Origin of the sequence: Micromonospora sp. WMMD1120 (genome assembly GCF_029626235.1) — a bacterium.
In the GTDB taxonomy this organism is placed as follows: domain Bacteria; phylum Actinomycetota; class Actinomycetes; order Mycobacteriales; family Micromonosporaceae; genus Micromonospora.
The window spans coordinates 4,982,875-5,007,064 of record NZ_JARUBO010000005.1; the positions used below are offsets into that span (position 1 = coordinate 4,982,875).

Annotated in this window: 23 protein-coding genes; 15 read left to right on the forward strand and 8 right to left on the reverse strand. The window is 70.6% G+C overall.

Annotated elements, in window-relative coordinates:
• Positions 1-150 precede the first annotated feature (150 nt).
• From O7634_RS22825 to O7634_RS22860, 8 genes are all read left to right on the forward strand, one after another.
• A complete protein-coding gene (locus O7634_RS22825; protein ID WP_278152162.1) occupies positions 151-828 on the forward strand; it encodes a hypothetical protein in 678 nt (225 codons plus the stop codon).
• Positions 829-1,025: 197 nt separating this feature from the next.
• Positions 1,026-1,844 (forward strand): basic amino acid ABC transporter substrate-binding protein, encoded by an 819-nt coding sequence (locus O7634_RS22830; protein ID WP_278152163.1) that lies wholly within the window; start codon positions 1,026-1,028, stop codon positions 1,842-1,844.
• 77 nt (positions 1,845-1,921) lie between these two features.
• A complete protein-coding gene (locus O7634_RS22835) occupies positions 1,922-2,716 on the forward strand; it encodes an amino acid ABC transporter permease (protein WP_278152164.1) in 795 nt (264 codons plus the stop codon).
• Positions 2,717-2,721: 5 nt separating this feature from the next.
• Positions 2,722-3,561: an amino acid ABC transporter ATP-binding protein gene (locus tag O7634_RS22840; protein ID WP_278152165.1), complete on the forward strand. Its 840-nt coding sequence runs from the start codon at positions 2,722-2,724 to the stop codon at positions 3,559-3,561.
• A gap of 293 nt (positions 3,562-3,854) precedes the next feature.
• Positions 3,855-4,859 (forward strand): multicopper oxidase domain-containing protein, encoded by a 1,005-nt coding sequence (locus tag O7634_RS22845; protein ID WP_278152166.1) that lies wholly within the window; start codon positions 3,855-3,857, stop codon positions 4,857-4,859.
• 25 nt (positions 4,860-4,884) lie between these two features.
• Complete coding sequence (locus O7634_RS22850) at positions 4,885-8,817, forward strand: ThuA domain-containing protein (RefSeq protein WP_278152167.1); 3,933 nt, start codon at positions 4,885-4,887, stop codon at positions 8,815-8,817.
• A gap of 8 nt (positions 8,818-8,825) precedes the next feature.
• On the forward strand, positions 8,826-10,352 hold the full coding sequence (locus O7634_RS22855) for a plastocyanin/azurin family copper-binding protein (RefSeq protein ID WP_278152168.1): 1,527 nt from the start codon (positions 8,826-8,828) through the stop codon (positions 10,350-10,352).
• Between the two features lie 32 nt (positions 10,353-10,384).
• A complete protein-coding gene (locus O7634_RS22860) occupies positions 10,385-11,362 on the forward strand; it encodes a hypothetical protein (RefSeq protein ID WP_278152169.1) in 978 nt (325 codons plus the stop codon).
• A gap of 131 nt (positions 11,363-11,493) precedes the next feature.
• Here O7634_RS22860 and O7634_RS22865 read toward each other — a convergent pair whose 3' ends face one another.
• Both O7634_RS22865 and O7634_RS22870 read right to left on the reverse strand, forming a co-directional pair.
• The gene (locus O7634_RS22865) at positions 11,494-12,117 is read right to left on the reverse strand and encodes an HD domain-containing protein (protein ID WP_278152170.1); all 624 of its coding nucleotides are present in this window, start codon (positions 12,115-12,117) and stop codon (positions 11,494-11,496) included.
• The gene (locus O7634_RS22870; protein ID WP_278152171.1) at positions 12,114-13,241 is read right to left on the reverse strand and encodes a helix-turn-helix transcriptional regulator; all 1,128 of its coding nucleotides are present in this window, start codon (positions 13,239-13,241) and stop codon (positions 12,114-12,116) included. Before O7634_RS22870 ends, O7634_RS22865 begins: the two co-directional genes overlap by 4 nt.
• A gap of 85 nt (positions 13,242-13,326) precedes the next feature.
• On the opposite strand from O7634_RS22870, the gene O7634_RS22875 reads away from it, so the two are divergent.
• From O7634_RS22875 to O7634_RS22885, 3 genes are all read left to right on the forward strand, one after another.
• On the forward strand, positions 13,327-13,533 hold the full coding sequence (locus O7634_RS22875) for a hypothetical protein (protein WP_278152172.1): 207 nt from the start codon (positions 13,327-13,329) through the stop codon (positions 13,531-13,533).
• Positions 13,530-13,709 (forward strand): hypothetical protein, encoded by a 180-nt coding sequence (locus O7634_RS22880; protein ID WP_278152173.1) that lies wholly within the window; start codon positions 13,530-13,532, stop codon positions 13,707-13,709. Before O7634_RS22875 ends, O7634_RS22880 begins: the two co-directional genes overlap by 4 nt.
• Positions 13,710-13,920: 211 nt before the next feature.
• The gene (locus O7634_RS22885; RefSeq protein ID WP_278152174.1) at positions 13,921-14,094 is read left to right on the forward strand and encodes a hypothetical protein; all 174 of its coding nucleotides are present in this window, start codon (positions 13,921-13,923) and stop codon (positions 14,092-14,094) included.
• 133 nt (positions 14,095-14,227) lie between these two features.
• Here the strand turns inward: O7634_RS22885 and O7634_RS22890 are convergent, their stop codons facing one another.
• Entirely contained in the window at positions 14,228-15,364 is a 1,137-nt protein-coding gene (locus tag O7634_RS22890) for a DUF1996 domain-containing protein (RefSeq protein ID WP_278152175.1), read from the reverse strand.
• 401 nt (positions 15,365-15,765) lie between these two features.
• On the opposite strand from O7634_RS22890, the gene O7634_RS22895 reads away from it, so the two are divergent.
• Entirely contained in the window at positions 15,766-17,016 is a 1,251-nt protein-coding gene (locus tag O7634_RS22895; RefSeq protein ID WP_278152176.1) for an Ig-like domain-containing protein, read from the forward strand.
• A gap of 34 nt (positions 17,017-17,050) precedes the next feature.
• Here O7634_RS22895 and O7634_RS22900 read toward each other — a convergent pair whose 3' ends face one another.
• The gene (locus tag O7634_RS22900) at positions 17,051-17,755 is read right to left on the reverse strand and encodes an SDR family oxidoreductase (RefSeq protein WP_278152177.1); all 705 of its coding nucleotides are present in this window, start codon (positions 17,753-17,755) and stop codon (positions 17,051-17,053) included.
• Between the two features lie 113 nt (positions 17,756-17,868).
• Between O7634_RS22900 and O7634_RS22905 the strand changes: the two genes are divergently transcribed.
• Complete coding sequence (locus O7634_RS22905; protein ID WP_278152178.1) at positions 17,869-18,252, forward strand: MerR family transcriptional regulator; 384 nt, start codon at positions 17,869-17,871, stop codon at positions 18,250-18,252.
• 83 nt (positions 18,253-18,335) lie between these two features.
• Here O7634_RS22905 and O7634_RS22910 read toward each other — a convergent pair whose 3' ends face one another.
• Together O7634_RS22910 and O7634_RS22915 are read right to left on the reverse strand one after the other, a co-directional pair.
• Complete coding sequence (locus O7634_RS22910) at positions 18,336-19,151, reverse strand: ROK family protein (protein ID WP_278152179.1); 816 nt, start codon at positions 19,149-19,151, stop codon at positions 18,336-18,338.
• Positions 19,084-19,398: a hypothetical protein gene (locus tag O7634_RS22915; protein ID WP_278152180.1), complete on the reverse strand. Its 315-nt coding sequence runs from the start codon at positions 19,396-19,398 to the stop codon at positions 19,084-19,086. Before O7634_RS22915 ends, O7634_RS22910 begins: the two co-directional genes overlap by 68 nt.
• Positions 19,399-19,439: 41 nt before the next feature.
• Here O7634_RS22915 and O7634_RS22920 point away from each other — a divergent pair, with 41 nt between their 5' ends.
• Positions 19,440-20,666, forward strand: coding sequence for an MFS transporter (locus tag O7634_RS22920; protein WP_278152181.1), 1,227 nt, complete (start codon positions 19,440-19,442; stop codon positions 20,664-20,666).
• A gap of 37 nt (positions 20,667-20,703) precedes the next feature.
• Here the strand turns inward: O7634_RS22920 and O7634_RS22925 are convergent, their stop codons facing one another.
• Positions 20,704-22,077: a serine hydrolase domain-containing protein gene (locus O7634_RS22925; RefSeq protein ID WP_278152182.1), complete on the reverse strand. Its 1,374-nt coding sequence runs from the start codon at positions 22,075-22,077 to the stop codon at positions 20,704-20,706.
• Between the two features lie 306 nt (positions 22,078-22,383).
• On the opposite strand from O7634_RS22925, the gene O7634_RS22930 reads away from it, so the two are divergent.
• Positions 22,384-23,694 (forward strand): FAD-dependent oxidoreductase, encoded by a 1,311-nt coding sequence (locus O7634_RS22930; RefSeq protein WP_278152183.1) that lies wholly within the window; start codon positions 22,384-22,386, stop codon positions 23,692-23,694.
• Here the strand turns inward: O7634_RS22930 and O7634_RS22935 are convergent.
• Complete coding sequence (locus O7634_RS22935) at positions 23,691-24,167, reverse strand: heme-degrading domain-containing protein (protein WP_278152184.1); 477 nt, start codon at positions 24,165-24,167, stop codon at positions 23,691-23,693. The genes O7634_RS22930 and O7634_RS22935 overlap by 4 nt on opposite strands.
• Positions 24,168-24,190: the final 23 nt, after the last annotated feature.

Sequence of the window (24,190 nt, forward strand, 5' to 3'; positions counted from 1 at the left end):
AGCGGTTGGCCGGGGCTCCGTCGGATCCGGCCGTCGGGCCTGGTGTGGGTGCCACCGCCAGGTTGCGACCACGTCGCGGTCGGCTATCGACGGATCTCGCCGTCGGCGGCTACCCTGTGGCACCCAGGAGAATCGATGTGAGGAGATGCGATGGCGCGTCGCACCGGCCGGCCTTCCTATCTGGTGGACAGGCCCGACACGCGTCAGCGCCGGACCCTGACTGTCGTGCTCGTCGCCGGCGCGGTCGCGCTGGTCGCCGCGCTGCTCGGTGGGTTGGTCGGGCACGCGATCGGGCAGCCGGACGCCACCGAGTCGACCATCGCGAGCCTCAAGGAGGCGGAGGCGAAGCGGGACAAGCAGCAGATCGCGGACCTGATCGGGACGGCCCGCCGGGTCCGTGACCAGGTCGCTCCCGTCCTCACCGCCATCGAGGAGGAGAAGACCTCCGGGCGGGCGCCGGACCCGGCCCAGGCCCGCCGTTGGCAGGAGACCATGCTCGAGGCGGCCAAGCCGTTCGCCGACCCGCCCTCGGGCACCACCGCGACGAACGTGGCGCGCGGCGGCCTGCGTGCGGCGGTCCAGCAGGCGTCGCTGGCCGCCGACGCGTACGCGCTGGCCGCCGGCGTTCCGGTGGCGCAGCGGGCGGCGTTGCTCGATCTCTGCGCCCGGCAGGCGACCGAGGCCGCGACGCTCTGGTCGGTCGCGGCGACCCAGCTCGACCAGATCAGCATCGACGCCGGCCACGGCCACCAGCACGTGTTCCTGGACACAGACCAGCACGAGGGAGCCCTGACCCCGGACGGTGCGGCCGAGGGAACCGGCGGCTAGGACCTGTTGCTACCCGAACGTCGGGTTTGCCCACGCCGGGTTCCCACCACGTCGGCGGAACCCCGGTCCCGCAGGCGAACCGACGGTCCGTCGTGATCTGGGTCTGGCACGGGGAATCGGGTAGCGTCGCCTCGCACAAGTCCACGCACCAACCTGGCTTCCCGCGATCAGGGGGGCCGAACCGGAGGGGCACAGCCGTGAGGTTCCCAACCGCCGTCCGTCAGGCCGGCCTCGTCGTGGCCGTCGCCGCCCTCGCCCTGACGGCGGGATGCGCCAAGAAGGACGACAGCGAGGTTCAGGCGAACGGGGTCAAGCTGGTCCAGGCCGGCAAGTTGACCGTCTGCACCCACCTGCCGTACCCCCCGTTCCAGTCGAAGGACGCCAGCGGCACGGTGACCGGCTTCGACGTCGAGGTCATGGACCTGGTCGCCAAGGAGCTGGGCGTCCAGCAGACGATCATCGACACTCCGTTCGAGGGCATCAAGTCCGGTCAGGACCTGAACACCGGCAAGTGCGACGCCGCCGCCGCGGGCATGACGATCACCGACGAGCGGCGAAAGGTGATGGACTTCTCCGACCCGTACTTCGACGCCACCCAGGCCATGCTGGTGAAGGCCGGCAAGCCGTACACGTCGCTCGACGACCTCCGGGGCAAGAAGGTCGGTGTCCAGGCGGCCACCACCGGTCGCGACTACGCCCGCAAGTTCGAGAAGGAGAAGGGCCTCCAACTCGTCGAGTTCGAGGACCTCGCCGCCGAGCAGCAGGCGCTCGCCAACGGCCAGGTCGAGGCCGCCATCAACGACCTGCCGGTCTGGACGGAATACCTCAAGAAGAACCCGGGCGGGTTCCAGGTGGCGGCCGAGTTCGACACCGGCGAGCAGTACGGCTTCTCGGTGAAGAAGGACGGCAACCCCGAGCTGCTCAAAAAGATCAACGAGGCGCTGGCCAAGGCCAAGCAGGACGGCACGTACAACACGATCTACGAGAAGTGGATCGGTAAGCGGCCGAGCGCCTGAGCACCGCGCAGTGACGCCTGGCGCGCGACCCGCGCGCCAGGCGTGTCGGTAAACCTCCGGGAAGGCAACGAGCGAACGTGAAGCTGCGACGCCGCCAGCGGGAGCGGCTGTCCCTCGGGCTCCAGTACCTGGTGTTCATCGCCGTCATCGCCGCGGTGCTCTTCGCCGCGGACTGGGGTCGCCTGAAGGACGCGTTCTTCCGGGTCGACATCATCGAGTCGATGTTCCCGGAGATCATCACCGTCGCGCTGCGCAACACGATCCTCTACACCCTCGGCGCGTTCGCCTTCGGTCTCGTGTTCGGCACCATCCTCGCGCTGATGCGGTTGTCCCGGGTGGCGCCGTACCGCTGGGTGGCGACCGCGTACATCGAGCTGTTCCGGGGTCTGCCCGCGCTGCTGGTGCTCTTCCTCGTCGGGTACGGCATCCCGATCGCCTTCCCCGAGCGGGAGATTCCGGGCGGGGTGTTCGGTTCGATCGCCATCGGTCTCGGTCTGACCGCCGCGGCGTACATGGCGGAGACCATCCGGGCCGGCATCCAGGCCGTCCCCAAGGGACAGATGGAGGCGGCCCGGACGCTCGGCATGTCGCACTTCACCGCGATGCGCACGATCGTCATCCCGCAGGCGTTCCGGATCGTGATCCCGCCGCTGACGAACGAGTTGATCCTGCTCACCAAGGACTCGTCGCTGGCGTACGTGCTGGGTGTCACGGCGCAGACCATCGAGGTGACCAAGTTCGGTCGGGACATGCTGAACGACCGGGTGAACGCCACTCCGCTGCTGGTCGCCGGTCTCGCCTACCTGATCATCACGCTGCCGCTGTCCCAGGTGGTACGACGCCTCGAACTCCGTTACGCCAAGGCTCGGTGACCCGCATGACGACCACGCCCAACCGCCCCGCGGTGGAGATCCGTGACCTGCACAAGTCCTTCGGGTCGTTGGAGGTGCTCAAGGGCATCGACTTCGAGGTCGGCCAGGGCGAGGTGGTCTGTGTCATCGGGCCGTCCGGCTCCGGCAAGTCGACGCTGCTGCGCTGCGTCGACCTGTTGGAGCAGCCGACGGCCGGCACGATCTGGGTGAACGGGGTCGAGATGACCGACCCGGACGTCGAGATCGACGCGGTCCGTCGGGGCATCGGCATGGTCTTCCAGTCGTTCAACCTGTTCCCGCACCTGACCGTCCTGAACAACCTCACCGTCGCGCAGCGCAAGGTGCTGCGACGTGGCCGCGCCGAGGCCGAGCGGATCGCGCGGGCCAACCTGGAGCGGGTCGGCCTGACCGACAAGGCCGATGTCTTCCCGGCGCAGCTCTCCGGCGGGCAGCAGCAGCGGGCGGCGATCGCCCGGTCGTTGTCGATGGAGCCGAAGCTGATGCTCTTCGACGAGCCGACCTCCGCGCTCGACCCGGAGCTGGTCGGCGACGTGCTCACCGTCATGCGCGCGCTGGCCGAGGACGGCATGACGATGATGGTGGTCACCCACGAGATGGCGTTCGCCCGTGACGTGGCCGACCGGGTGGTCTTCATGGACGGTGGTGTGGTGGTCGAGCAGGGGCCACCGCAGGAGGTGCTGGGCGCGCCGAAGCACGAACGGACCCGTGCGTTCCTCTCCCGGGTCCTCGACCCGACTCATGTCGCCCAACTCGGGCAGCCGGACCAGGCGCCGGAGCCGCCGCAGGCGCCCAGCCTGCCGACGGACGACCGCCACCAGCTCTGACGCACGAGACACCGCTGTGCGGCCGGGTTGCCGCATCGACGGCGGCCCGGCTGCTGTCTCCGTGTCAGCTCCATGTCAATCGACTGTCGTCGTGATGTCAAGGTAATCTTTCTGCAATCAGAGCTGTACTTTTGTCGATGGATTACATAAGTTGCTGTCATCCATCGAAAGTTCTGAGTCTTCCGAGCAAGCACGCGACGAGCCTCACCCTCGGTCGTGCCACCGCCCCTCACGCTCGGCGGTCGATGCACAGTGCCATCGTCGCGTCTTCGCCCGGTCGGGAACGGAGACCCATGGACGATCACGCCGTTGGCTCCCACCGCCACCTGTCCCGCCGATCACTGTTCGCCACCGGAGCGCTCGCCGCCGGGGCGATGGGCGCCGCCGCCCCGGCGATCGGCAGCGCCCTCGGAGGCAGCCCCGCCCGGGCCGCCGCGGGCGTCACCAAGAAGATCACCATCTACGCCGAGCAGTTGCCGGGCAACCTGTTCGGCTACGGCCTGGCGCCCGGCCAGGCCACCGTCCCCGGCCCGGTCCTCGAGATGTACGAGGGCGACACCCTGGAGATCACCCTGGTCAACACCACCGACCAGCGGCTGTCCATCCATCCGCACGGGGTGGACTACAGCACCGACTCCGACGGCAGCCCGTTCAACGCCTCGTTCAACAACCCCGGTGAGACACGGACGTACGTCTGGCGCTCGCACGAGATGGTGGCCGCCGCCGGCCGGCGGTACATGCCGGGCAGCGCGGGCTACTGGCACTACCACGATCACGCGATGGGCACCGACCACGGCACCGCCGGCGTCGCCAAGGGCCTCTACGGCGCGCTGATCGTCCGGCGGCGCGGCGACATCCTGCCGTCGAAGCAGTTCACCGCCGTGTTCCACGACATGACGATCAACAACCGGATGGCTCCGGCGACCCCGATGTTCGAGGCCAACCTGGGCGAGCGCGTCGAGTGGATCGCCATCGGCCACGGCAACCTGTTCCACACCTTCCACCTGCACGCGCACCGCTGGGCGGACAACCGCACCGGGATGCTGGAGGGGCCGAGCGACCCGAGCCTGGTCGTCGACAACAAGGACCTCAACCCGGGCAGCTCGTTCGGTTTCCAGGTGCTGGCCGGGGAGGGCGTCGGGCCCGGCGCGTGGATGTACCACTGCCACGTGCAGAGCCACTCCGACGGCGGCATGGCCGGCATCTTCCTGGTGCGCAACGCCGACGGCAGCATGCCGCCGGGCGCCGAGGAGGCGATCCACCGGTTCCAGGGCCACGCCCACACGCACGGAAGCTGACCGCACCGACAGTGGGGATCCGATGATGAGAACACCACGACGAACTCTCGCCGCGATAGCGGCCCTCGTGACACTGCTGCCGGCGACGAGCGCGGCGGCGGCGCCCCGACCGGCGGCCGCCCCGCAGGCGGCACCGCCAGCCCGGACGGCGGTCCTCGTGTTCCACGGCCCGGCGGCCGAGCAGCAGGACCCGGTTTCGCGCGCCGTCGACACCATCCGACAGCTTGCCGCCGGTCATGACATCGATGTCACGGCCACCACCGACCCGGCCACGTTCACCGCGGCCGCACTGTCGGCGTACCGCAGCGTGGTCTTTCTCTCCGCGACGGGCGCCGCGCTCAACCGCGACCAGGAGTCGGCGCTGCAGAGCTACGTCAAGGCCGGCGGCGGCTTCGTCGGCATCGCCGACGCGGCCCGCGCGCAGGTCGACTCCACCTGGTTCACCGGCCTGATCGGCGCCCGCCCGGCGGGCGCCATCCCGGTGGCCGAGCCGGTGGCGAAGGTGACCGCCAGCGGCGAGAACCCGCCGAACGAGACCAAGGAGAAGTTGACCGACGCGGACGCCAACACCAAGTGGTTGGTCCGCACCCCGACCGCCTGGGTGGCCTACGAGCTGGCCGCCGCCAAGCGGGTGACCGGGTACGCCCTGACGTCGGCCAACGACTCCTCCGGCCGCGACCCGAAGGACTGGACCCTGCAGGGCTCCACGGACGGTCAGAGCTGGACCGATCTGGACAAGCGCACCGGCCAGACCTTCCCGGACCGGTTCCAGACCCGCCGGTTCGACATCGCCACCCCGCAGGAGTTCACCCGCTACCGCCTGAACATCACCGCCAACAGTGGAGAGCCGCTGACCCAGCTCGCCGACCTGCGGCTGTTCACCGGCAGCACCACCGCCCCCGAACCGCCAGCGGTGAACCGCGCGGTGGTGAACATCCTGGACCGCAAGCACCCAGCCACCGCGTCGCTGCCGCTCACCCTGACCCGCTCCGACCGCTGGGAGAACTGGGACCCGAACCCGATCGGCAGCGTGCACACCCTCGCCCAGGTCGAGGAGCGGCACTACGACGCGGGGGCGGGCGCCAACGGCGCGTTCCACCCGGTGTCCTGGTGCCGGGACTACGACGGGGGCCGGTCGTTCTACACCGGCATGGGTCACACCGAGGGCAGCTACGGCGAGGAGGCGTTCCGCGCGCACCTCGCCGGGGCGCTGAACTGGACCACCGGACGGGTACGCGGTGACTGCCAGGCCACCATCGCCGCCAACTACAAGGTGGAGCGGCTCACCGCCGCCAACCAGACCGGGCAGCTCGACCAGATCGGCGAGCCGCACGGGCTCACCATCGCACCCGACGGCACCGTCTTCTACGTCGGCAAGGCGGCCTGCCCGAGCGGCCCGATCGCGGACTGGACCAACCCGAAGGTCGGCCTGGGCTGCGGCACCATCCACTCCTGGGACCCGCGGACCAAGCAGGTCAAACTGCTCACCACCCTGGAGGTGATGGGCAACCGGGGCAGCGGCTCCGAACTGGTGAAGAACGAGGAGGGTCTGCTCGGTATCGTGCCCGACCCGGCGTTCGCCGAGAACGGCTGGCTCTACGTCTACTGGATGCCGCACGAGTCGATCGACAGGGAGAAGCGGGTCGGGCAGCGGACCGTCTCCCGGTTCACCTACGACCGCCAGGCGCAGACCATCGACCAGGCCACCCGCAAGGACCTGCTGCGGTTCCCGGTGCAGATCCACAGCTGCTGCCACGCCGGCGGCGGCATGGCGTTCGACGCCAAGGGCAACCTCTACGTCGGCTCCGGGGACAACAACTCCTCGGAGGGGTCGCAGGGCTACTCCGGCAACAACTGGACCCAGGAGTACCAGGGCATCTCCTTCCAGGACGCCCGCCGTACGTCGGGGAACACCAACGACCTCGCCGGCAAGATCATCCGGATCCACCCGGAGCCGGACGGCACGTACACCATCCCGGAGGGCAACCTGTTCCCGCCGGGCACCGAGAAGACCCGGCCGGAGATCTACGTGATGGGCGTGCGCAACATCGCCCGGCTCCAGATCGACCCGGTGCACCAGTGGTTGACCGCCGGCTGGGTCGGCCCGGACGCCTCGTCGCCCAGCCCCACCCTGGGCCCGGCCAAGTACGAGACCGCCACCATCATCACCTCGGCCGGCAACCAGGGCTGGCCGTACTGCATGGGCAACCGGCAGCCGTACCGGGACCGCAGCAGCACCGACGCGACGGTGCTGACCGGCTGGTACGACTGCGACAACCTGAAGAACACCTCACCCCGCAACACCGGGCTGGTGGACATCCCGGCGGCCCGGGACAACATGATCTGGTATTCACCCGACGGCGGCGGCCCGGTCTTCCCGACGCGTACCGACGGCAGCGGCCTGCCCACCTACGTCGCCGCCGACGCCACCTACACCCAGCCGTACCTGCGCGGCGGCGGGCAGGCGATCATGTCCGGCCCGACCTACCACCGGGAGCTGGTCGACACCACCAGCGGGGTGGCCTGGCCGGAGCACTGGGACGGCAAGTGGCTCATCGGCGACCAGTCGAACGCGTCCAACCGGGTCGCGGTCACCGTCGACCCCGCCGGCGTGCCGCAGGCCGCCCCACCGGTGTACGCCGAGTCGCTGCGGGCCATCATCCCGGGCGGCAACGGCGACACCCGTCTGCAGAGCTGGATGGACGCCAAGTTCGGCCCGGACGGGGCGCTCTACCTGCTGGACTACGGCGGCGGCTTCTTCAGCCTGCACCCCAACCAGAAGCTGATCCGGGTCACCTACACCGGCGGCGCGCCCACCCCGGCGCCGGCGGCCACCGCGGTCGCCGTACAGAACAAGCCGCTGACCATCGCCTTCACCGGCGCCCGCTCCGGCGGGGTCAGCTACCGGTGGGAGTTCGGCGACGGCGCCACGTCGACCGAGGCGAACCCCCGGCACACGTACGCCGCCGTCGGCAGCTACACCGCGAAGCTGACCGTCACGTACGCCGACGGTGAGACGGCGACGGTGCCGACCGCGGTGACGGTGGGCTGCGCTGTGGCCGACGACCGGGCGACCGTGTGGCTCGGTGACACCGACACCGGTGTGCCCAGTCGCGCGGTCGGGCAGGGCTGCACCGCCAACGACCTGATCGACGACGAGAGCACCTGGGCCGACCACGACGGATTCGTCCGGCACGTCACCGCGGTCGCCCGCGCGTTGCAGGACGACGACCTGCTGAGCAGCCGGGAGGCCGGCACGCTCACCCGGATGGCCGCCGCGTCCCCGATCGGCCGGGACGGGCACACCGGGTACGAGCCGCTCTTCGACGGCACCGCCGAGTCGCTGCTCGGCTGGCAACAGGCGCCGACGGGATCGTTCGCCATCCAGCCGGACGGGTCGCTGCGGCCCAGTGGCGGTCTGGGGATGCTCTGGCACACCAGGGAACTGGGCGACTTCTCGCTGCGGTTGCAGTTCAAGGACATCGCGCCGGGCACCGGCCGGGCCAACACCGGCGTCTTCGTCCGGTTCCCGGACCTGCGAACCCCTCTGGAACAACGACCGCCGGGCAGTTGCGGCACTGTCGGCTCGGCGCGGACCTCCACCGCCTGGATGGCGATCTACTGCGGACACGAGATCCAGATCTACGACGGCGATAGCGGCGAGCCGCAGAAGACCGGGTCGGTCTACAACTTCGACCCGGTGCCGCTGGCCCAGGCCGGCGTGACGCCGAAGAACGAGTGGAACGACTACGAGATCCGCGTGGTCGGGCAGCACTACACGATGATCCGCAACGGAGTGGTGATCAACGAGTTCGACAACACGCCCGGCAAGCAGTCGTCGCGTGCCGGCGACCCGCCGACCGATCTGCGGCAGTTCCTGCGCGGCTTCATCGGTCTGCAGAACCACGGTGACAACGACCTGGCCGAGTTCCGCAACGTCCGCGTACGGGAACTCTAGGAGTGACGATGACCAGACGACTGACCGCCGCGTTGGCGGCGCTGCTGCTGACGGTGATCCCGTTGACAGCGCCGTCCGCCTCCGCCGCCCCCCGCGCCGAGGAACAGGTGCTGACCTGGACCGCCGACGACGACATCACCCGCTACAAGTCCGCGCCCACCACCGCCGTGGCCGGGGCGACCACGATCATCTGGGAGAACAGCGCGGCCACCGGCAACACCACCGGCATGCCGCACACGCTGACCTTCGACACCAGCACCGAGGGCTACAACCACGACGTCACACTCAACATCCTGGCCAGCCCGTTCGACGCCAGCAACGGCCGCCACCAGGCGACGGTCACCCTCACCCCGGGCCGGTACCGGTACTTCTGCTCGATCCCCGGCCACAGCCAGATGGTCGGCGAGCTGGTGGTGACCGACGGCGGCGGGGGCGGCGACACCACGCCGCCGACGGTCACCGCCACGGTGGCCGGTGACCAGGACCCCGACGGCAACTACCTCGGCGCGGCGACGGTGACCGTCACCGCCACCGACGCCGACTCGGGGGTGGAGACCGTCGAGTACCAGGTCGACGACACCAGCTTCACGCCGTACACCGCGCCGGTACGGGTCACCGCGATCGGCGACCACTCGGTGCAGTTCCGCGCCACCGACGGGGCCGGTAACACCAGCGCGGTCGGGTCGGTGTCGTTCCGGATCGTCGAACCGGGGGAGGAGGACACCACCGCGCCGGAGGTCACCGCCGCGCTGGCCGGGGACCGCGACGGCGACGGCAACTACATCGGTACGGCCACCGCCACGTTGACCGCTACCGACAGCGGCTCCGGCGTCGCCACCGTCGAGTACTCGTTGGACGGGGCGGCCTTCACCGCGTACACGAACCCGGTCGTCGTGACCACTGTCGGGATGCACATGCTGCACTACCGGGCCACCGACGTCGCCGGTAACACCTCGGCCGAACAGATGGCCCACTTCACCGTCGTCGCTCCACCGGCCGAGGACACCACCCCGCCCACCGTCACCGCCACGGTGGCCGGTGACCGCAACGACGACGGCGCGTACGTCGGCGCGGCGACGGTGACCGTCACGGCCACCGACGCCGACTCGGGTGTGGCAACCGTCGAGTACGCGCTCGACACCGGCGCGTGGACCGCGTACACCGCGCCGGTCACCGTGCGCGCCACCGGGGCGCACACTCTGCGCTACCGGGCCACCGACACCGCCGGGAACGCCGCCGCCGAGCAGTCGACCACGTTCACGGTGGTGGCCGACGGCACCGACGCCTGCCCCGACTCGGACACCCGGGCCACTGTGGTCATCGACGGCGACGACACCGGGGTGGCCAACGTGGACACCGGCGACGGCTGCACCATCAACGATCTGATCGACGAACACGCCGACTACCCCGACCACGCCGCGTTCGTCCGGCACGTGGAGGCGGTCACCGCCGCGCTCCTGACCGGCGGCACGCTCGACCGACGGCAGCAGGGCGCCATCGTCCGGGCCGCGGCCCGATCGGACGTCGGCGCATGAGTCCTCGAACCTCACCGACAGGGAGTGCAACGATGCCCGGACGTACCGTCGCCAAGCTGGCCACCGTGAGCGCCGTCATCGCGGCCTCGGTGCTGGCCGTGGCGCCCGCCGCTCACGCCGACCTGGTCACCCACTGTGTCGGCACCGGCGGCGCGGTGACAGTGCCCAACGACCTGCTCGTGCCGGCCGGCGAGTCCTGCGCGCTGACCGGCACCACGATCACCGGCAACGTCACCGTCGCCGCCGGCGGCAACCTGGTGGTCGACGGTGGCCGGATCAGCGGCGAGGTACGCGTCGCCGCGGACGGCTACCTCGACGCGACCGAGACGACTGTCGACGGTCAGGTGGTGCTCGCCGCCGGTGGGTACGGGATCTTCCTGAAGGACGCCCGCACCGGCACGGTCACCGTACGGCCGAAGGGCACCGCCACCATCGACAGCTTCCTGTTCGCCGAGGGGGCGACGGTCACCGGGCACGTCACCGTCGACGCCGGTGAGGTCCGGCTCGACAACGGCACGCAGGTGCAGCGCAACCTCAGCAGCACCGGCACCTACTACACCGACCTGCACGACTCGTTCGTCGACGGGACGCTGTCGGTGCTCAACAGCGCCACCGGCAGCGTGGTGTGCGGCAGCGCGGTCCAGGGCCGGGCCACCTTCGCCGGCAACCTGGGCGGCGTGCAGCTCGGCCCGAACGGCGCTCTCGACAGCTGCGCCTCCGGCGGCTACTGGGGCGGGGACGTCAGCGTCACCAGCACCACCGGTGGTGTCACCGTCGACGACAACATCATCAACGGCCAGTTGGCGGTGACGTCCAACGACCCGGCCGCCCAGGTGGCCGCGAACAACCGGATCCGCGGCGGCGTGACCGGTGACCAGGCGGCCCCGGCCGCCAACCGGGCGGCCCGGGTGGCCGCCCCGGACCGCGAGGAGGCCGGCGACGAGCGGGCCGAGGTCCGTCGTACCTCGGCGGTGCAGGAGGCCACCGAGGCGGGCGCCGCGAAGCTCTAGCTGATCGACGCGACGGCGGCCGGTCACCATAGGTGATCGGCCGCCGCCGTCGTACCGGGTCGGGCCCGTCGCGGCGGCGTCTGCGTGGTTGGTGCCGGCGTCGGAAGCATCCCGGATCGTGTTACAGGTCGCTAGTCGGAGCCTGGTGACGATGAGCCCGTGTGGGCCGGCTGGTCCGCCAACCGTGGCGGGGGTGTGAGCCAGGCGAGTGGTTGTCCGGTAAGGGCGGCGTCGGCGAGGCGGTGGGCGCTGGCGGTCTTGAGTGCTGCTCGTGAACTGTCGATCCAGCGCTGCACGTTGTCGATGCCCTGGTGGCGGTATTCGACGGCTTGAACGAGGCATTCCAGTTTGTCAGCGTCGCGGGCGACGACAGCTTCTGGTGTCTCGCCGGCTTCGTATTCGGCGACTGCGGCGGTGATGGCTTCGGCGACGGCTGGGGGACAGGCGGCAACCTGGTCGGCGGTGACGGCGGTGTTTGGTACGGCGGTGAGATAGCGCTTGGCGATGTGGGGGATGTCGGTGATTCGGGTTTCCTGGGTGTCGTGCAGGGTGCAGAGCATCGACACTCGGGCTGGATCGGCGCCTTCCATGGCGGCGAGCATCATTCCGATGAGCGCGGTCCGGAAGGAGTGTTCGGCGATGGATTCGGGGTGCTTGACGCCGGCGAACCACCAGCCGGTGCGGGCGGCGCGTTTGAGGACGCCAGCTTCGAAGATGAAGCTCATCGCTCCGGCGGCGTCGTGGTCGTCGGTCATCTGCCCGTCCCTGTGCCGGTGAGTCCGTCCGCCCGCAGGCGGTAGACGATAGAGGTTAGTTCCTGCCGCGACTGCGCGGAGATCCGGTCACCGTCCAGGAGCGGGACGCTGCGGTCGAGGAGCGCCCGAGCCGCGGCGGGGTTGTCGAGGGCGAGATTGCGTCGTGCGGCCAGCAGAGCCCAGACGTTGTGGACATTGAGGTCGACGAAGGGATGCCCTGGTTCGAGGCGATGGACCAGGTGCCGAAGAAGGGTTGAGCCGTGCCAGTCAGCGAGCGCGTCGGGCATGAAGGAGTCGTCGCGGTGGCGGTACGGGATCTCGCCCACCCAGTAGGCCGAGTAGTTGAGAGCCGCCCGCTCGCAGGCGTCGTCGGGATGTGCGCGGGCGATGAAGTTGCGTAACGGTTCCGGGTCCCCTTGGTTGGCGAGGGAGGTGACGACGGAGCGGGCGTCGGGCCACAGCGGTGACCAGGTGCGAAAGGTGGTCGTGCGGTGTGCTCGGGCGGTGGTCTGGGTGAGCCAACCTGCTGCTGCCTTGGTGGGGTCCATGCCGGCGAGGAAGCAGGCTTGCCGGTGCAGCAGCACGTTCCGATACCGTCCGGTTGCGGCACGATTGGCGAGCACGTGCAGGTGAGCGAAGAACGCATATTGCTCGTCGACGGGCAGGGTTGGCCCGGACGCGACTGGGCCTCGGCGGGCATGAGCGATGGGTAGCCCTCTGGTGAATGTCGGCGTCTGCCCGAGCACGGCCCAGAGGATCAGGTCGGTCAGACGGTGGGTGAGTACGGACCACCCCAGCGGCTGTTCGGCGATGTCGCAGCGGTCCACATGTTCTTGCAGGACGGCAGCGAGGATGAGATCCGCCTCGGCGGCGTCGTCGAGTGCTGTGAGTAGGAGGGTGTTCGCGCCGAGCCGCCCGAGCCGGCGTCGGACGGCGATCGCCTGCCCGAGCGGTACCGCGGTGAATGGCCGGCGCCCGGATTCCCAGCTCTGCACGGTTACGCGATCGACCTCCAGGTCGACGGCAAGCTGCTCCTGCGTGAGCGGGATGGATTCCCGGATCAGCTTCAACAGGTAGCCAATTATCTCGCCGCGATGTGGCGTTGACCGTCCGCGACCCCTCATACGCCATCCCTACATTGACCCGTGGTCGACGTTCCGCCCGTGAGAACGGGTGCTGTGGCAGCGCTGCGCGGTGGAGGAGCCAGCGATGCGGAACGGAACACCGCCATGGCGACGTGTCACCTACGACCAGTATCTGATCGCCGTCGCGATGACCCTGGCGCGGCGACACCGCCCGACCTGGTCGTGGCCGAAGTGGAGGTGGATCTGTCGCTGCGGGGCCGACCTGCCCTGCCGTAGCCGGCACCGCATCCCGATCAATCGGGGGCACTGGCCCGCCGAGGAGGAGCAGTGAGCAACCAAGCGAGGCGGCGGATCCGTGTCGTGCATCTGCCGGCCAAGGACGGTCTGCGCGACGGCTACCGGGCATGGTGGGCGCACTTCACGCCGTACCTGTGCTGGCAGGTGGGCTGGGCGACGAGCCGGCAGGCGCGCTACCTGACGGCGGCGCTCCTCGGAGGCCGCGCATGACCACGCATGGCCCGGTGCTGCCGATCTGGAGTTGCGGCGGTTGCGATGCGCCCTGGCCCTGCCGCACGCGGCAGCGCGAGCTACGTGCGGAGTTCGACGACGCTCCGCTCTCCCTGGCTCTCTACCTGGGTGCCCAGTTGGTGCGGGCCTCCGAAGACCTGACCTGGGTGCCGGCGGGGACGTTGCACAGACGCTTCCTTGGCTGGCTACGGTGAGCATCCTGCGGTCCGGCGACGAGAAGTTCCACTACAGCGACGGCTCCCACAGGTGGATCCCGCCAGATCCTGACTACGACCAAGAGGTCTGGGACGAGCAGGTCCGCCAACACAAGCAGGGACATCTGAGAAACGTGCCCCCGAAGGTGCGGATCCAGCGTCTCGTCTGAGGCCAGACCTCCGACTACGCGAGGTCTCCGGTCTCCGATTCCTGCGGTGCTGAGCCGTCCACCGGAGACCTCGCCACGTGTCGATCACCGGCCCGCGGCGAACCGTGGGCCAGCTCAGACCGGCCGCCGTTGCCTAGAAGTTACCGGCGGAGTCGCACTTCACGCCCTGGTCGAGGCAGTTGCGTACCCGTGCGGCGAGCGCCTCGTCCTTCCAGGCGTTGAAGAAGTCCGCGTGCATGGAGAACGAGGTGCCGGACGCGAGGGTGATGCCGTCGGTGTTCGCGCTCAACGGGTAGGAGATCACGAAGGACACCGACGGGACGGGCACCGGGTGGCTCTTCGGGCAGGCGCCGGTGTGGTCGCCGTTCGCCATGTGCGCCTTGTGGTCGGGGCTGTCCAGGTGCTTGCCGTCCCAGCAGTCCGGGAAGGTGATCTGCCGGACGATGTGGGCGGTCTTCGCGCAGACCGGGAAGGTCCTGTCGGCGCTGCGGCCGACCTCGCCGCCGATGCCGGCGCACCAGAAGTGGTTGCCCTGCTTGTCCGGGGTGTCCACCTGGTTCTTCGCGTTGCCGGTGATCATCCGTAGGCCGAACGGGAAGGGTTGGGTCTTGCTCGGGTCCTTCAACCGGGATCCGTAGTAGACGGTCACCTCCTTCGGGTCCACGACCTTGCCGTTCTGGTACATCGTCGGCACCCAGTAGGCGGACTGGTCGTCCGGCGAGTTGCAGGTGGTCGCCTTCGACGCCCGCAGCGATCCGGCTGTCGAGTTCGCGTCGGTCGACCTGTTGCCCCAGAAGGTGTGGTTGTGCGAGCCGCCGACCAGCTTGGGCAGGACGATCGGGTCCTCGCTGTTGTGGTGGCTGACGGTGCAGCCGACGTTGAACTCCGGAACCTTGACCGGGTTCCCGGTTACCGGCTTGGGCTTGCGGGCGAAGAACGCCCTCGTCGCGGCGGCCTGCGCGGCGGCGTCGATGGTGATCCAGCCACCCGACGCGGTCGGCGGGGCGGCGCTCGTCGACGGGGTGCCCGGCTTGGCCGGAGCGGACGGGCTGGTCGAGGTGCCCGGGGTGCTCGGCGTGGCCGCCGCGTCGCCCGGTGCGACGGTCGTCGGCGCCTGAGGGCCGGACGAGCCGATGCCGGTGTCGCTGGAAGGGCTGGACGCGCCGGGGGTTCCCGGCGCCTCCTTGCAACCGCCGGCGAACGCCAAACCCACCACCAGCAGGGCGGTCAGGGCGTGCCGGTGTCGAGGGGTGGTACGCAGATTAATCAACGAGGGTGCACCTTTCTTCCGAGAGGGAAGAGTACGAGCCGACCCCCTGCGGCTATCCGGTGGGAACGATTAAATCTGCCTTAAATATCGCTCCGCTATTGCCCGGTCGACTGTGCGCGCCACCAATTCTGTCGATTGGATATCGGTTCCGGAAAAAACTGTAATCCTGGGCTTCGGCGGCGCTCCGCCGTCGCGCGTGGCCGATCGGCTGTCCCGCGGTCTGCGCTGAGCTGGCAGCATCCCACGTCGGGGCGAGCTGCGGTGCCCCGCCCGGCCCGCCAGGCGTACGACGCCGACCCGACGGTTCCCCCCTTCGCTTCGTGATTTCCGGAAACAGCGCGAGAAGTCACCGGCGTGGAGAGAATTGCGGCCACGGAAAACGGGAGAGCCGGGGGCGGTCGATGGGGTTGCGAAGGCGAATGGCGCTCGTGGCGGTGATGGCGCTGCTCCTGGGTGGGTGCACCACCGGGCGGCAGCCCGCCCAGCGGGACATCGCCGCGCCGCCCACCGAGCGGGAGGCGCCGCCGCCGGAGCTGACCCTCACGCCCGCGGACCGGTCCCGGGACGTCCCGCTCAGCGCCGAGGTCGTCCCGCTCGTCACGGGCGGGACGATCACCGCCGTGCGGATCACCGACGACGAGGGGACGCCGGTCAGAACGACGCGACGGGAGGACGGCTCGGCCTGGGTGCCGACCGCTCCGCTACGGCCGCAGCGCACCTACACGGTGCGGGTGACCGCCGCCGGTGACTCCGGGAGGACCACCACCCGCACCACGACCTTCACCACCATGGCGGCATCGACCAAGCCGCAGGTGAGCAGCACCCTGTACTTCGCCGACAAGCGCACGTACGGCACCGCCATGCCGGTGACCATCGGATTCGACCCGCCCATCGCGAAGGCGGCCCGCGCCGACGTGCAGCGCCGGTTGTTCGTCACGACGAGCCCGCCGCAGCCGGGGGTGTGGTCCTGGCTGGACGACGGTAGCCAGGTCTCCTACCGCGCCCCCGACTTCTGGCGGCCGGGCACGACCATCAGCGTCCGGGCCGGCCTGGAGGGTCTGCCGATCGGCACGGACCGGGTCGGTGACGCCGACCGCGTCGCGACCTCCAGGATCGGGCGGCAGGTGGCGATCGAGGTCGACAACGCCACCAAGCGGATGCGTGTGCTGCGCGACGGCAGGCTGATCCGCACCATCCCGGTCAGCCTGGGCAAGCCGAGCACACCGACGTCCAGCGGCAAGATGGTGATCATGGAGAAGTACCAGCGCACCACGTTCGACACGCGCGGCGAGCCGAACGGCGGCTACGTGGTGACGGTCCAGGACGCGCAACGGCTCACCTGGGGTGGCGAGTTCATCCACGGCGCGCCCTGGTCGGTGGCGGATCAGGGACGCCGCAACGTCTCACACGGGTGCACGAACATCTCGCCCGCTGCCGCCGACTGGTTGATGGGCATCACCCAGGTTGGTGACCTGGTGACCTTCACCGGCACCGAGGTCCGGCTGGAGCAGGGCAACGGCTGGACGGCCTGGAACACCAGTTGGGACCGCTTCGTCCGGGGCAGCGCGCTGCCCGTACCCCCGGATCTCGCCGCGGCGGCGCCGCACCCCCGGCCGTCGCCCACGCCGGTGCCGCCCGCCACGGGCGGCTGACCGGCACGCATGCCGCGTGGCCTGGCGGGCCGACCTACCGCCCGATGCTGGTGTAGAAGGCGCTCGGATCGCTGGCGAGGGACGCCTTGACCAGCGCGCTCCACTCGTCGGCCAGGACCTCGATCCGACCGGCCTCGATGCCGTCGAGCGCGGCGCGGACGACGTCGGCGGGGTCCATCTTGTCGCCGTCGTAGTGGGCCATCATGTCGGTGTCGGCGGCGCCCAGGTGCAGGCCGGTCACCAGGGTCCCCTGGCCGGCGAGTTCCAGCCGGATGCCGTTGGTCAGGCTCCACTCGGCCGCCTTCGCCACGCCGTAGGCGTTGGCCCCGTCGTGGGAGAACCAGGACAACGCCGACAGGACGTTGAGGATCGCCCCGCCACCGTTCGCGCCCAGCACCGGCGCGAACGCCCGGACCATGCTCAGGGTCCCCCAGAAGTGCGTGTCGAGCTCGGACCGGATCTTGCCGAGGTCCCCGGTGACCAGGTTGGTGGAGGTGGTGATCCCGGCGTTGTTGACGAGCAGGCTGACGTCGGTGGCGACGGCGGCCGCCGCCTCGACCGACCGCGCGTCGGTGATGTCCAGCCGGAGCTTCTCGACACCGGGAATGTCGATCTGCTCGGGGTTGCGCGCGGTGGCGTACACCTTTGCCGCTCCGCGCTCCACCAACTGCCTTAGGAAGTGCCGGCCGATGCCACGGTTGGCCCCGGTGACCAATGCGATCGAACCGTTGATCTGCATGATGTGGTGCCTCCTGAAAAGCGGGGACGAGCGGTACGCGGGCTACGCTAAAACCTGACGTGAACGTGAGGGACAAGGTCGTGTGGCAGGGGTCACCGACCGGGGGAGGATCCATGCGTATCGGCGAGCTCGCCACGACGACCGGGGTGTCGGTGCGCGCGCTGCGCTACTACGAGGAGCAGGGCCTGCTGACCGCCACCCGCAGCAGTGGCGGGCAGCGCCACTACGGCGACAGCGCGGTCGAGCGGGTGCACCTGATCCAGACGTTGTACGCGGCCGGCCTGTCCAGCCGCACCATCCTGGACCTGTTGCCCTGTGTCGACGCGAAGGTCAACACACCGGAGTCCCGGGCGCTGCTGCGCGCCGAACTGGCCCGCATCGACGAGCAGATCAACCACCTCCGCGACGCGCGGAACCGGCTCGACGCGGTCATCGCCCTCAGCGAGAGCCCCGACAACGGGTGCACCCACGTGGAGTCCGCCGCGCTCGTCGGGTAGCGGCCTGTGCCGGGCGTCCCGTCCGACGGTGGCAGACGTCCCGCGCCGGCCGCGGTGCCCGACAGTGCCGCGACGGCCGGCGCTCAGATCGGGGCGAGTTCCGGGATGCCGTAGTGCCGGTCGAGGACCTGCATGGCGGCGCCCGCCGCGATCACGTCCGCGCCGAGGCTGGACAGTGCCACCTTCGTGGTGAGCCAGTCGGCGCGTCGGCTGTCCGCCCGGACGGCCTCGACGGCGGCCGCGAGGTAGGTCTGCGAATGGCGCAGCAGGTCCGCGCCCGCCAGCACCACGTGGGCCAGGTCGAGGGTCTGCAGCAGGTTGACGACCCCCACCGCCAGCACCCGGGCGGCCCGGGCCAGGTCACCGGCCTCGGCGGCGTGGTGATGGACGATCTCCAGGCATCCGTGGCGACCGCAGACACAGAGGGGTCCGTCCAGGTCGACGACGGTGTGGCCGAACTCGCCCGCGTTGGTGTGCGCGCCCCGGTGGGCGGTGCCGCCCAGCCAGAAGCCGCCCCCGATGCCGGACTCGACCATGATGAGGGCCGCGTCACCGAACGTGGCGCCGTGGCGCCAGGCTTCGGCGGTGATGCCGGCGGTCACGTCCTTGTCGAGGTGGACGGGCAGGCCCAGGTGCTTCTCTGCGATCTCGCGCAGCGGTACGTCGTGCCAGTGCCGCAGGCCGTGGGCGTCCCGCACCAGGCCGTGGGCGTGGTCCAGTGGGCCGATCATGCCGATGCCCACCCCGGTGAGCCGGTCCCGCAGGTCACCGATGCCGGTCAGCGCGGCGATGCCGGCGCTCAGGGCGTCGAGGAGCTGCTCCGGTGTGAAGTCACCGGGCAGGGGGCTGACGGCCGACTCGTGCACGGTGCCGGCCAGGTCGACCAGGACCAGCCGCAACGTGCGCCGGGCCCACGAGTTCGTAGACGACAGCGGGCTTGCCGATGCCGGGACGCCGGACACCGGTGGGACGGATCAGGCCGTCGGCGCTCAGCCGGGCGATGACCTTGGAGACCGCCTGCGGGGTCAGCCCGGTGGCCTCCACCACTGTCGACCGCTCGAACGTGCGAACGGTCCGCCCGACGGCCATGACCAGGGCCTGGTTGTAGTCGCGGAGGAAGGTGACGTCGGCAGTGACGCGGGTCATCTCACCACCCTATTACGCAACGCTGTTGCTAAATTTTCTCGGTGATCGAGTTGAGCACTGGTCGACGGGTGGCGGCATTGGTCGCCCTGGCACTGGGCGGCGTCGCTGTCGGCCTGACCGAGTTCGTGGCGATGGGCCTGTTGCCCGAGATCGCCCGCGATCTGCTCGCGCCGGAGTACGCCCGGTCGTCCTCGGACGCGGTCGCCAGCGCGGGTTGGATGATCACCGCGTACGCGCTCGGTGTGGTCGTGGGCGCACCCCTGATCGCCGCGCTGAGCGCGCGGATGCCCCGCAAGAAGCTGGTGCTGGGGCTGCTCGTGCTCTTCGCCGTCGGCACCGTCGCGTCCGCTGTCGCCTCCACCTTCGAGCTGGTGCTGGTGGCGCGGTTCGCCGCCGCGCTGCCGCACGGCGCGTACTTCGGCGCGGCCGGGCTGCTCGCCGCCACCCTGTGGGGCCCCGGCAACGAGGCGCGGGGCTTCGCCACAGTGCTCAGCGGCCTGACGGTGAGCAACGTGGTCGGCGTACCCCTCATCACCCGGCTCGGGCAGGCGGCCGGTTGGCGGGTCGCGTACCTGGTCATCGCCGGCGTCTTCCTGCTCACCCTGCTGGCGGTGCTGGCGGTCGTCCCGGAGGTCGCGGCGGCGGTCGACGGGTCGCCGGCCGCCGAGTTGCGGGCGCTGCGGACCTCCCAGGTCTGGCTGGTCGCCGCGACCGGGGCGATCGGCTTCGCCGGGTTCTTCGCTGTGGACAGCTACATCGCGCCGGTGACCACCGACGTCGCCGGCCTCTCCGCGGCCACGGTGCCGTGGGTCCTGGTCGCGGTGGGTCTCGGCATGACCGTCGGCAACGCGCTGGGCGGCTGGTTCGCGGACCGCGACCTGCACCGCAGCATGGTCATCGGTTTCCTGGCGATGATCATGAGCATCGCCGCCTTCGGCCTGGTGGCGTCGACCGGCGTCGGCCTGTTCGTGGGCGCGTTCCTGGTCGGTGCGACGAGCCTCTACCTCGGCCCGGTCCTGCAGGCGCGCCTGATCACCGTCGCGCCGGGGGCGCAACTCATGGGCGCGGCGCTCAACCAGTCGGCCATGAACATCGCGAACAGCCTGGGCGCCGCCCTGGGCAGCGTGGTCATCGCGGCCGGGCTGGGCTACCTCGCGCCGGCCTGGGTCGGCCTGGTCCTGGCGGTCGTCGGGCTGGCAGTGGGGCTGGTCAGCTTCGCCACCGCACGGCGTGCGCCCGAGCGGGTCCCGGCCACCGTCGCGACCTGACCCGGCCGGCTCGCCGGCACACTCCGCAGGCGTGCGGTCAGTTGACCTCCTTGGCGAGCAGGTCGCCGACGGCGGCCCGGACCGGGTCCGGGTCCGACCAACTCCAGTTCGGGTGCGCGCGGTTGGTGAGCAGGGCCAGCACGAGCCTGCGGTCGGGGGCGACAAGCAACGACGGTCCGGCGAACCCGGTGTGGCCGAACGTCCGGGGGGAGGCGAGCCGTCCCATGAACCAGGTCTGGTTGAGCACGACGCCGAGGCCGTGCGCTGCCGTACGGTTGGGCCGCTCGGGGTCGATGGCCGGCTTGCCGACGTTGTGGTCGGTGAGCATCCGGCGCACCGTCGCCGCGGCGAGGACGCGCTTGCCCTGGTGGGTGCCCTCGTTGAGCAGCATCTGACCGATGACCGCGAGGTCCATGGCGCTGGCGAAGATCCCGGCGTGACCGGCGATGCCGCCGAGGTGGTTGGCGACGTCGTCGTGGACGACGCCCCGCAACAGTCCCCGAGACGAGCGGGCGTCGGTGGCGGCCAGGCGCGTGGCCTGCGTGCTGGCCGACATCCAGCCGGTGGGGTTGAAGCCGGTGTCCCGCAGGCCGAGCGGACCGGTCAGGTTGCGCTTGAGCGCGCTGTCGAGCCGCTGACCGGTGACCTTCTCGACGATCTTGCCAGCGACCATCAGCCCCACGCTCGAATAGCGGAACGTGTTTCCCGGCACGGCGCCGGAGACCAGCGGCGTGGTGAGCACGGCGTTCCAGCGGGCCGCGTTGTCGGGCAGGCCGGTGACCTTCGCGCCGACCGGGAGACCGCTGGTGTGGGTGAGCAGCATCTCCACGGTGACCTTCTCCTTGCCCGTGCCGGTGAAGCCGGGCAGGTAGTTACGCACCGGGGCGGCGAGGTCGACACGGCCCTTGTCGACCTGCTGCAACAGCAGGATCGCCGTGTAGACCTTGGTGACCGAGGCGAGGTCGAAGACGGAGTCGGGGCGAGTGGCGACGCGCTGACCGGTCGGAAGCAGCTTCGGGCCCGCGCCGTAGCGCAGCGCCTCCCCGACGGCGGTGTGCACGGTCCGCCGCCCGTCGACGAGGACGACAGCGACAGCGCCGGGGAAGCCCTTGTGCTGAAGGGTCTGCGGCGTGGCCGGCAGGTGCTGCCGGAGCAGCGCCGTCACGTCCTGCGCGTAGTCGGCCTGACCGGCCAACGGGTCACCGGCCGGGGGCGCTGTGGTGGTCGGCGCGCCGGGCGGCGGCCGGCGGGTCGGAGCCGCGCCGAACCCGGCCCGGTTCCCCGCCTCGGCCGCGGCCGCCGCCTCGCCGGCGCCGGCCGGGTCGGGCCCGCCCCTGACGCCGCAGCCGGTCAGAGCGGAGGTCGCTGCGGCCAGGCCGGCACCGAGCAGGGTACGACGCGCGAGGGACATGCCGGAGATCGTGACAGCCGACTCCGGCAACCGCCAACCGGCCCGCCCGAAAAGCCGGGGCGTTCATCCCATCGTCCGACGGGTGGTCATCTGGCGGACACATTCGGTTGGCCTTCAGCCGGTTGTGCGACGATCGGCGGGCGTCATTCCGATCGACCGTCCACCGGTCTGCCCGCGCACCGATCGTGGGCCGACACGGGGAAGGACTCCACATCTCGTATCCCTCTGGAGAGCATGATGTCCCTTTCCCCGGCCCGGGTCTTCGCGGAGCTGAACGCGGTTCGGCCCCCGGCCCAGCCTTCCCCCGTGCTGGGCACGGCCGTCGTGGTGGGGGGCAGTGTGGCGGGTCTGCTGGCCGCCCGGGTGCTGTCCGACCACGCCGACACCGTCGTCATCATCGACCGCGACGACCCGCAGGTGACCGGAACGCGGCCCGGCGTACCCCAGGGCACCCAGCTGCACGCTCTGCTGCCCGGTGGCCTCTTCCAGTTGGAGAGCCTGTTCCCGGGATTTCGCGCCGAGGCCCTCGCGCGCGGCGCGATCGAGGCGCCGCCGACGGCCCGGCGCAACTATCTCGACGGTCACCTGAAGGTCGTCGTCCCAGACGACGACCACAGCCTGGCGGGCAGCCGCCCGCTGCTGGAGGGGGTGATCCGTCAGCAGGTCCTCCGGCTGCCCAACGTCAAGACGGTCACCGCCCGCGCCACCGGCCTGGTGCTCGACGGCTCCACAGTCACCGGGGTCCGCTGCGACGTCGGCGGGGTGCCCGGCGTCGAGAACGGCGACCTCGTGGTCGACGCCATGGGGCGGTCGAGCAGGCTCTCGGACTGGCTGGAACAGGCCGGCTGGGAGCGGCCGGTCACCCGTCGGATGACAGTGCACCTGAACTACGCGACAGCGCTGTTCCGGCGACCGGCAGTCGCCCCGGAGCCGACTGTCGTGCTGGCCCTGCACACCCCGCGCTCCGGCGTCGACGTGGCCGGCGCCGCGTTCTTCGCCATCGAGGACGGCCAGTGGATGGCCATGATGGCCGGCTACGGGGACAACCGGCCGGGGCGGACCGCCGACGACTTCGTCCGCCGCCTGCGCGAGCAGTTCCCGCCGGAGTTCGGCGAGCTCGCCGACCAGGAGATGCTCGGCGAGGTCCAGACCTACCACCACGCCGACAGCCGGCGGCGCGACTATCACGCGCTGCGCCGCTTCCCCGCGGGCCTGCTCAGCGTCGGGGACGCGGTCGCGTCCTTCAACCCGGTGTACGGGCAGGGGATGACCGCGGCGGCCCTGCACGCCGCCTGCCTGTCGACGTACCTGCGCTCCGGTCCGGACCTGCGGGCGCCCGCGCGTGACTTCCTCGCGGCGCAGAAGGTCGTCGTCGACGCCGCCTGGTCGATCTCGACCTCGGCGGACCTGGCGTTGCCGCACGTCGACGGGCCCTACCCGCGCGGTTATCGGCTCTCCAGCTGGGCCAGCCGGCAGATCATCACCGCGACGGTCACCGACGTGGCGACCGCCCGCCGGTTCAACGACGTCGTCTCGATGCTGGAGCATCCGAGCACACTCGCCCGGCCCGGGGTGGTGCTGGCCGCGCTGCGCGCCAACCGACGCGCCGGCCGCTAGCGGGGAAGCTTGCGCAGGATGTCGACGACGAAGCGGTGGTCGTCCAGTTGCGGCAGCCCGGAGACACCGACCCAGCCCACCACGCCGGTGCCGCGCACGCGCAGGGGCAGCGCGCCACCGGCCGCCGCGTACCGTTCGGCCGGCAGACCGTACCGCTCGGCCAACGTGACCTGCTTGTCCTGGCAGAGCCGGGCCATGTAGAGCGACGAGCGCTCGAACCGCATCACCACCCGCCCCTTGCGGCGCAGCCAGGCGTCGTTGTCGGCGGTCGACCCGGGCAGGCCGCAGTGGAACAGCTGGCGTCCGGCCCGCCACACCCCGACCGACACCGGCAACCGCTGCTCGCGCGCGGCGGCGACGGCGAGCATCCCCAGCTCGTATGCGTCCGTCTCGGACAGGCCGGCGAGCTCCAGCTCGTCCTCCTCGCGGGACAGCTCGTCAAGCGTCGGCCAGGCGGCACTGTCAGCTGACATGTTCTTCTCCTCGTCGTTGCGGT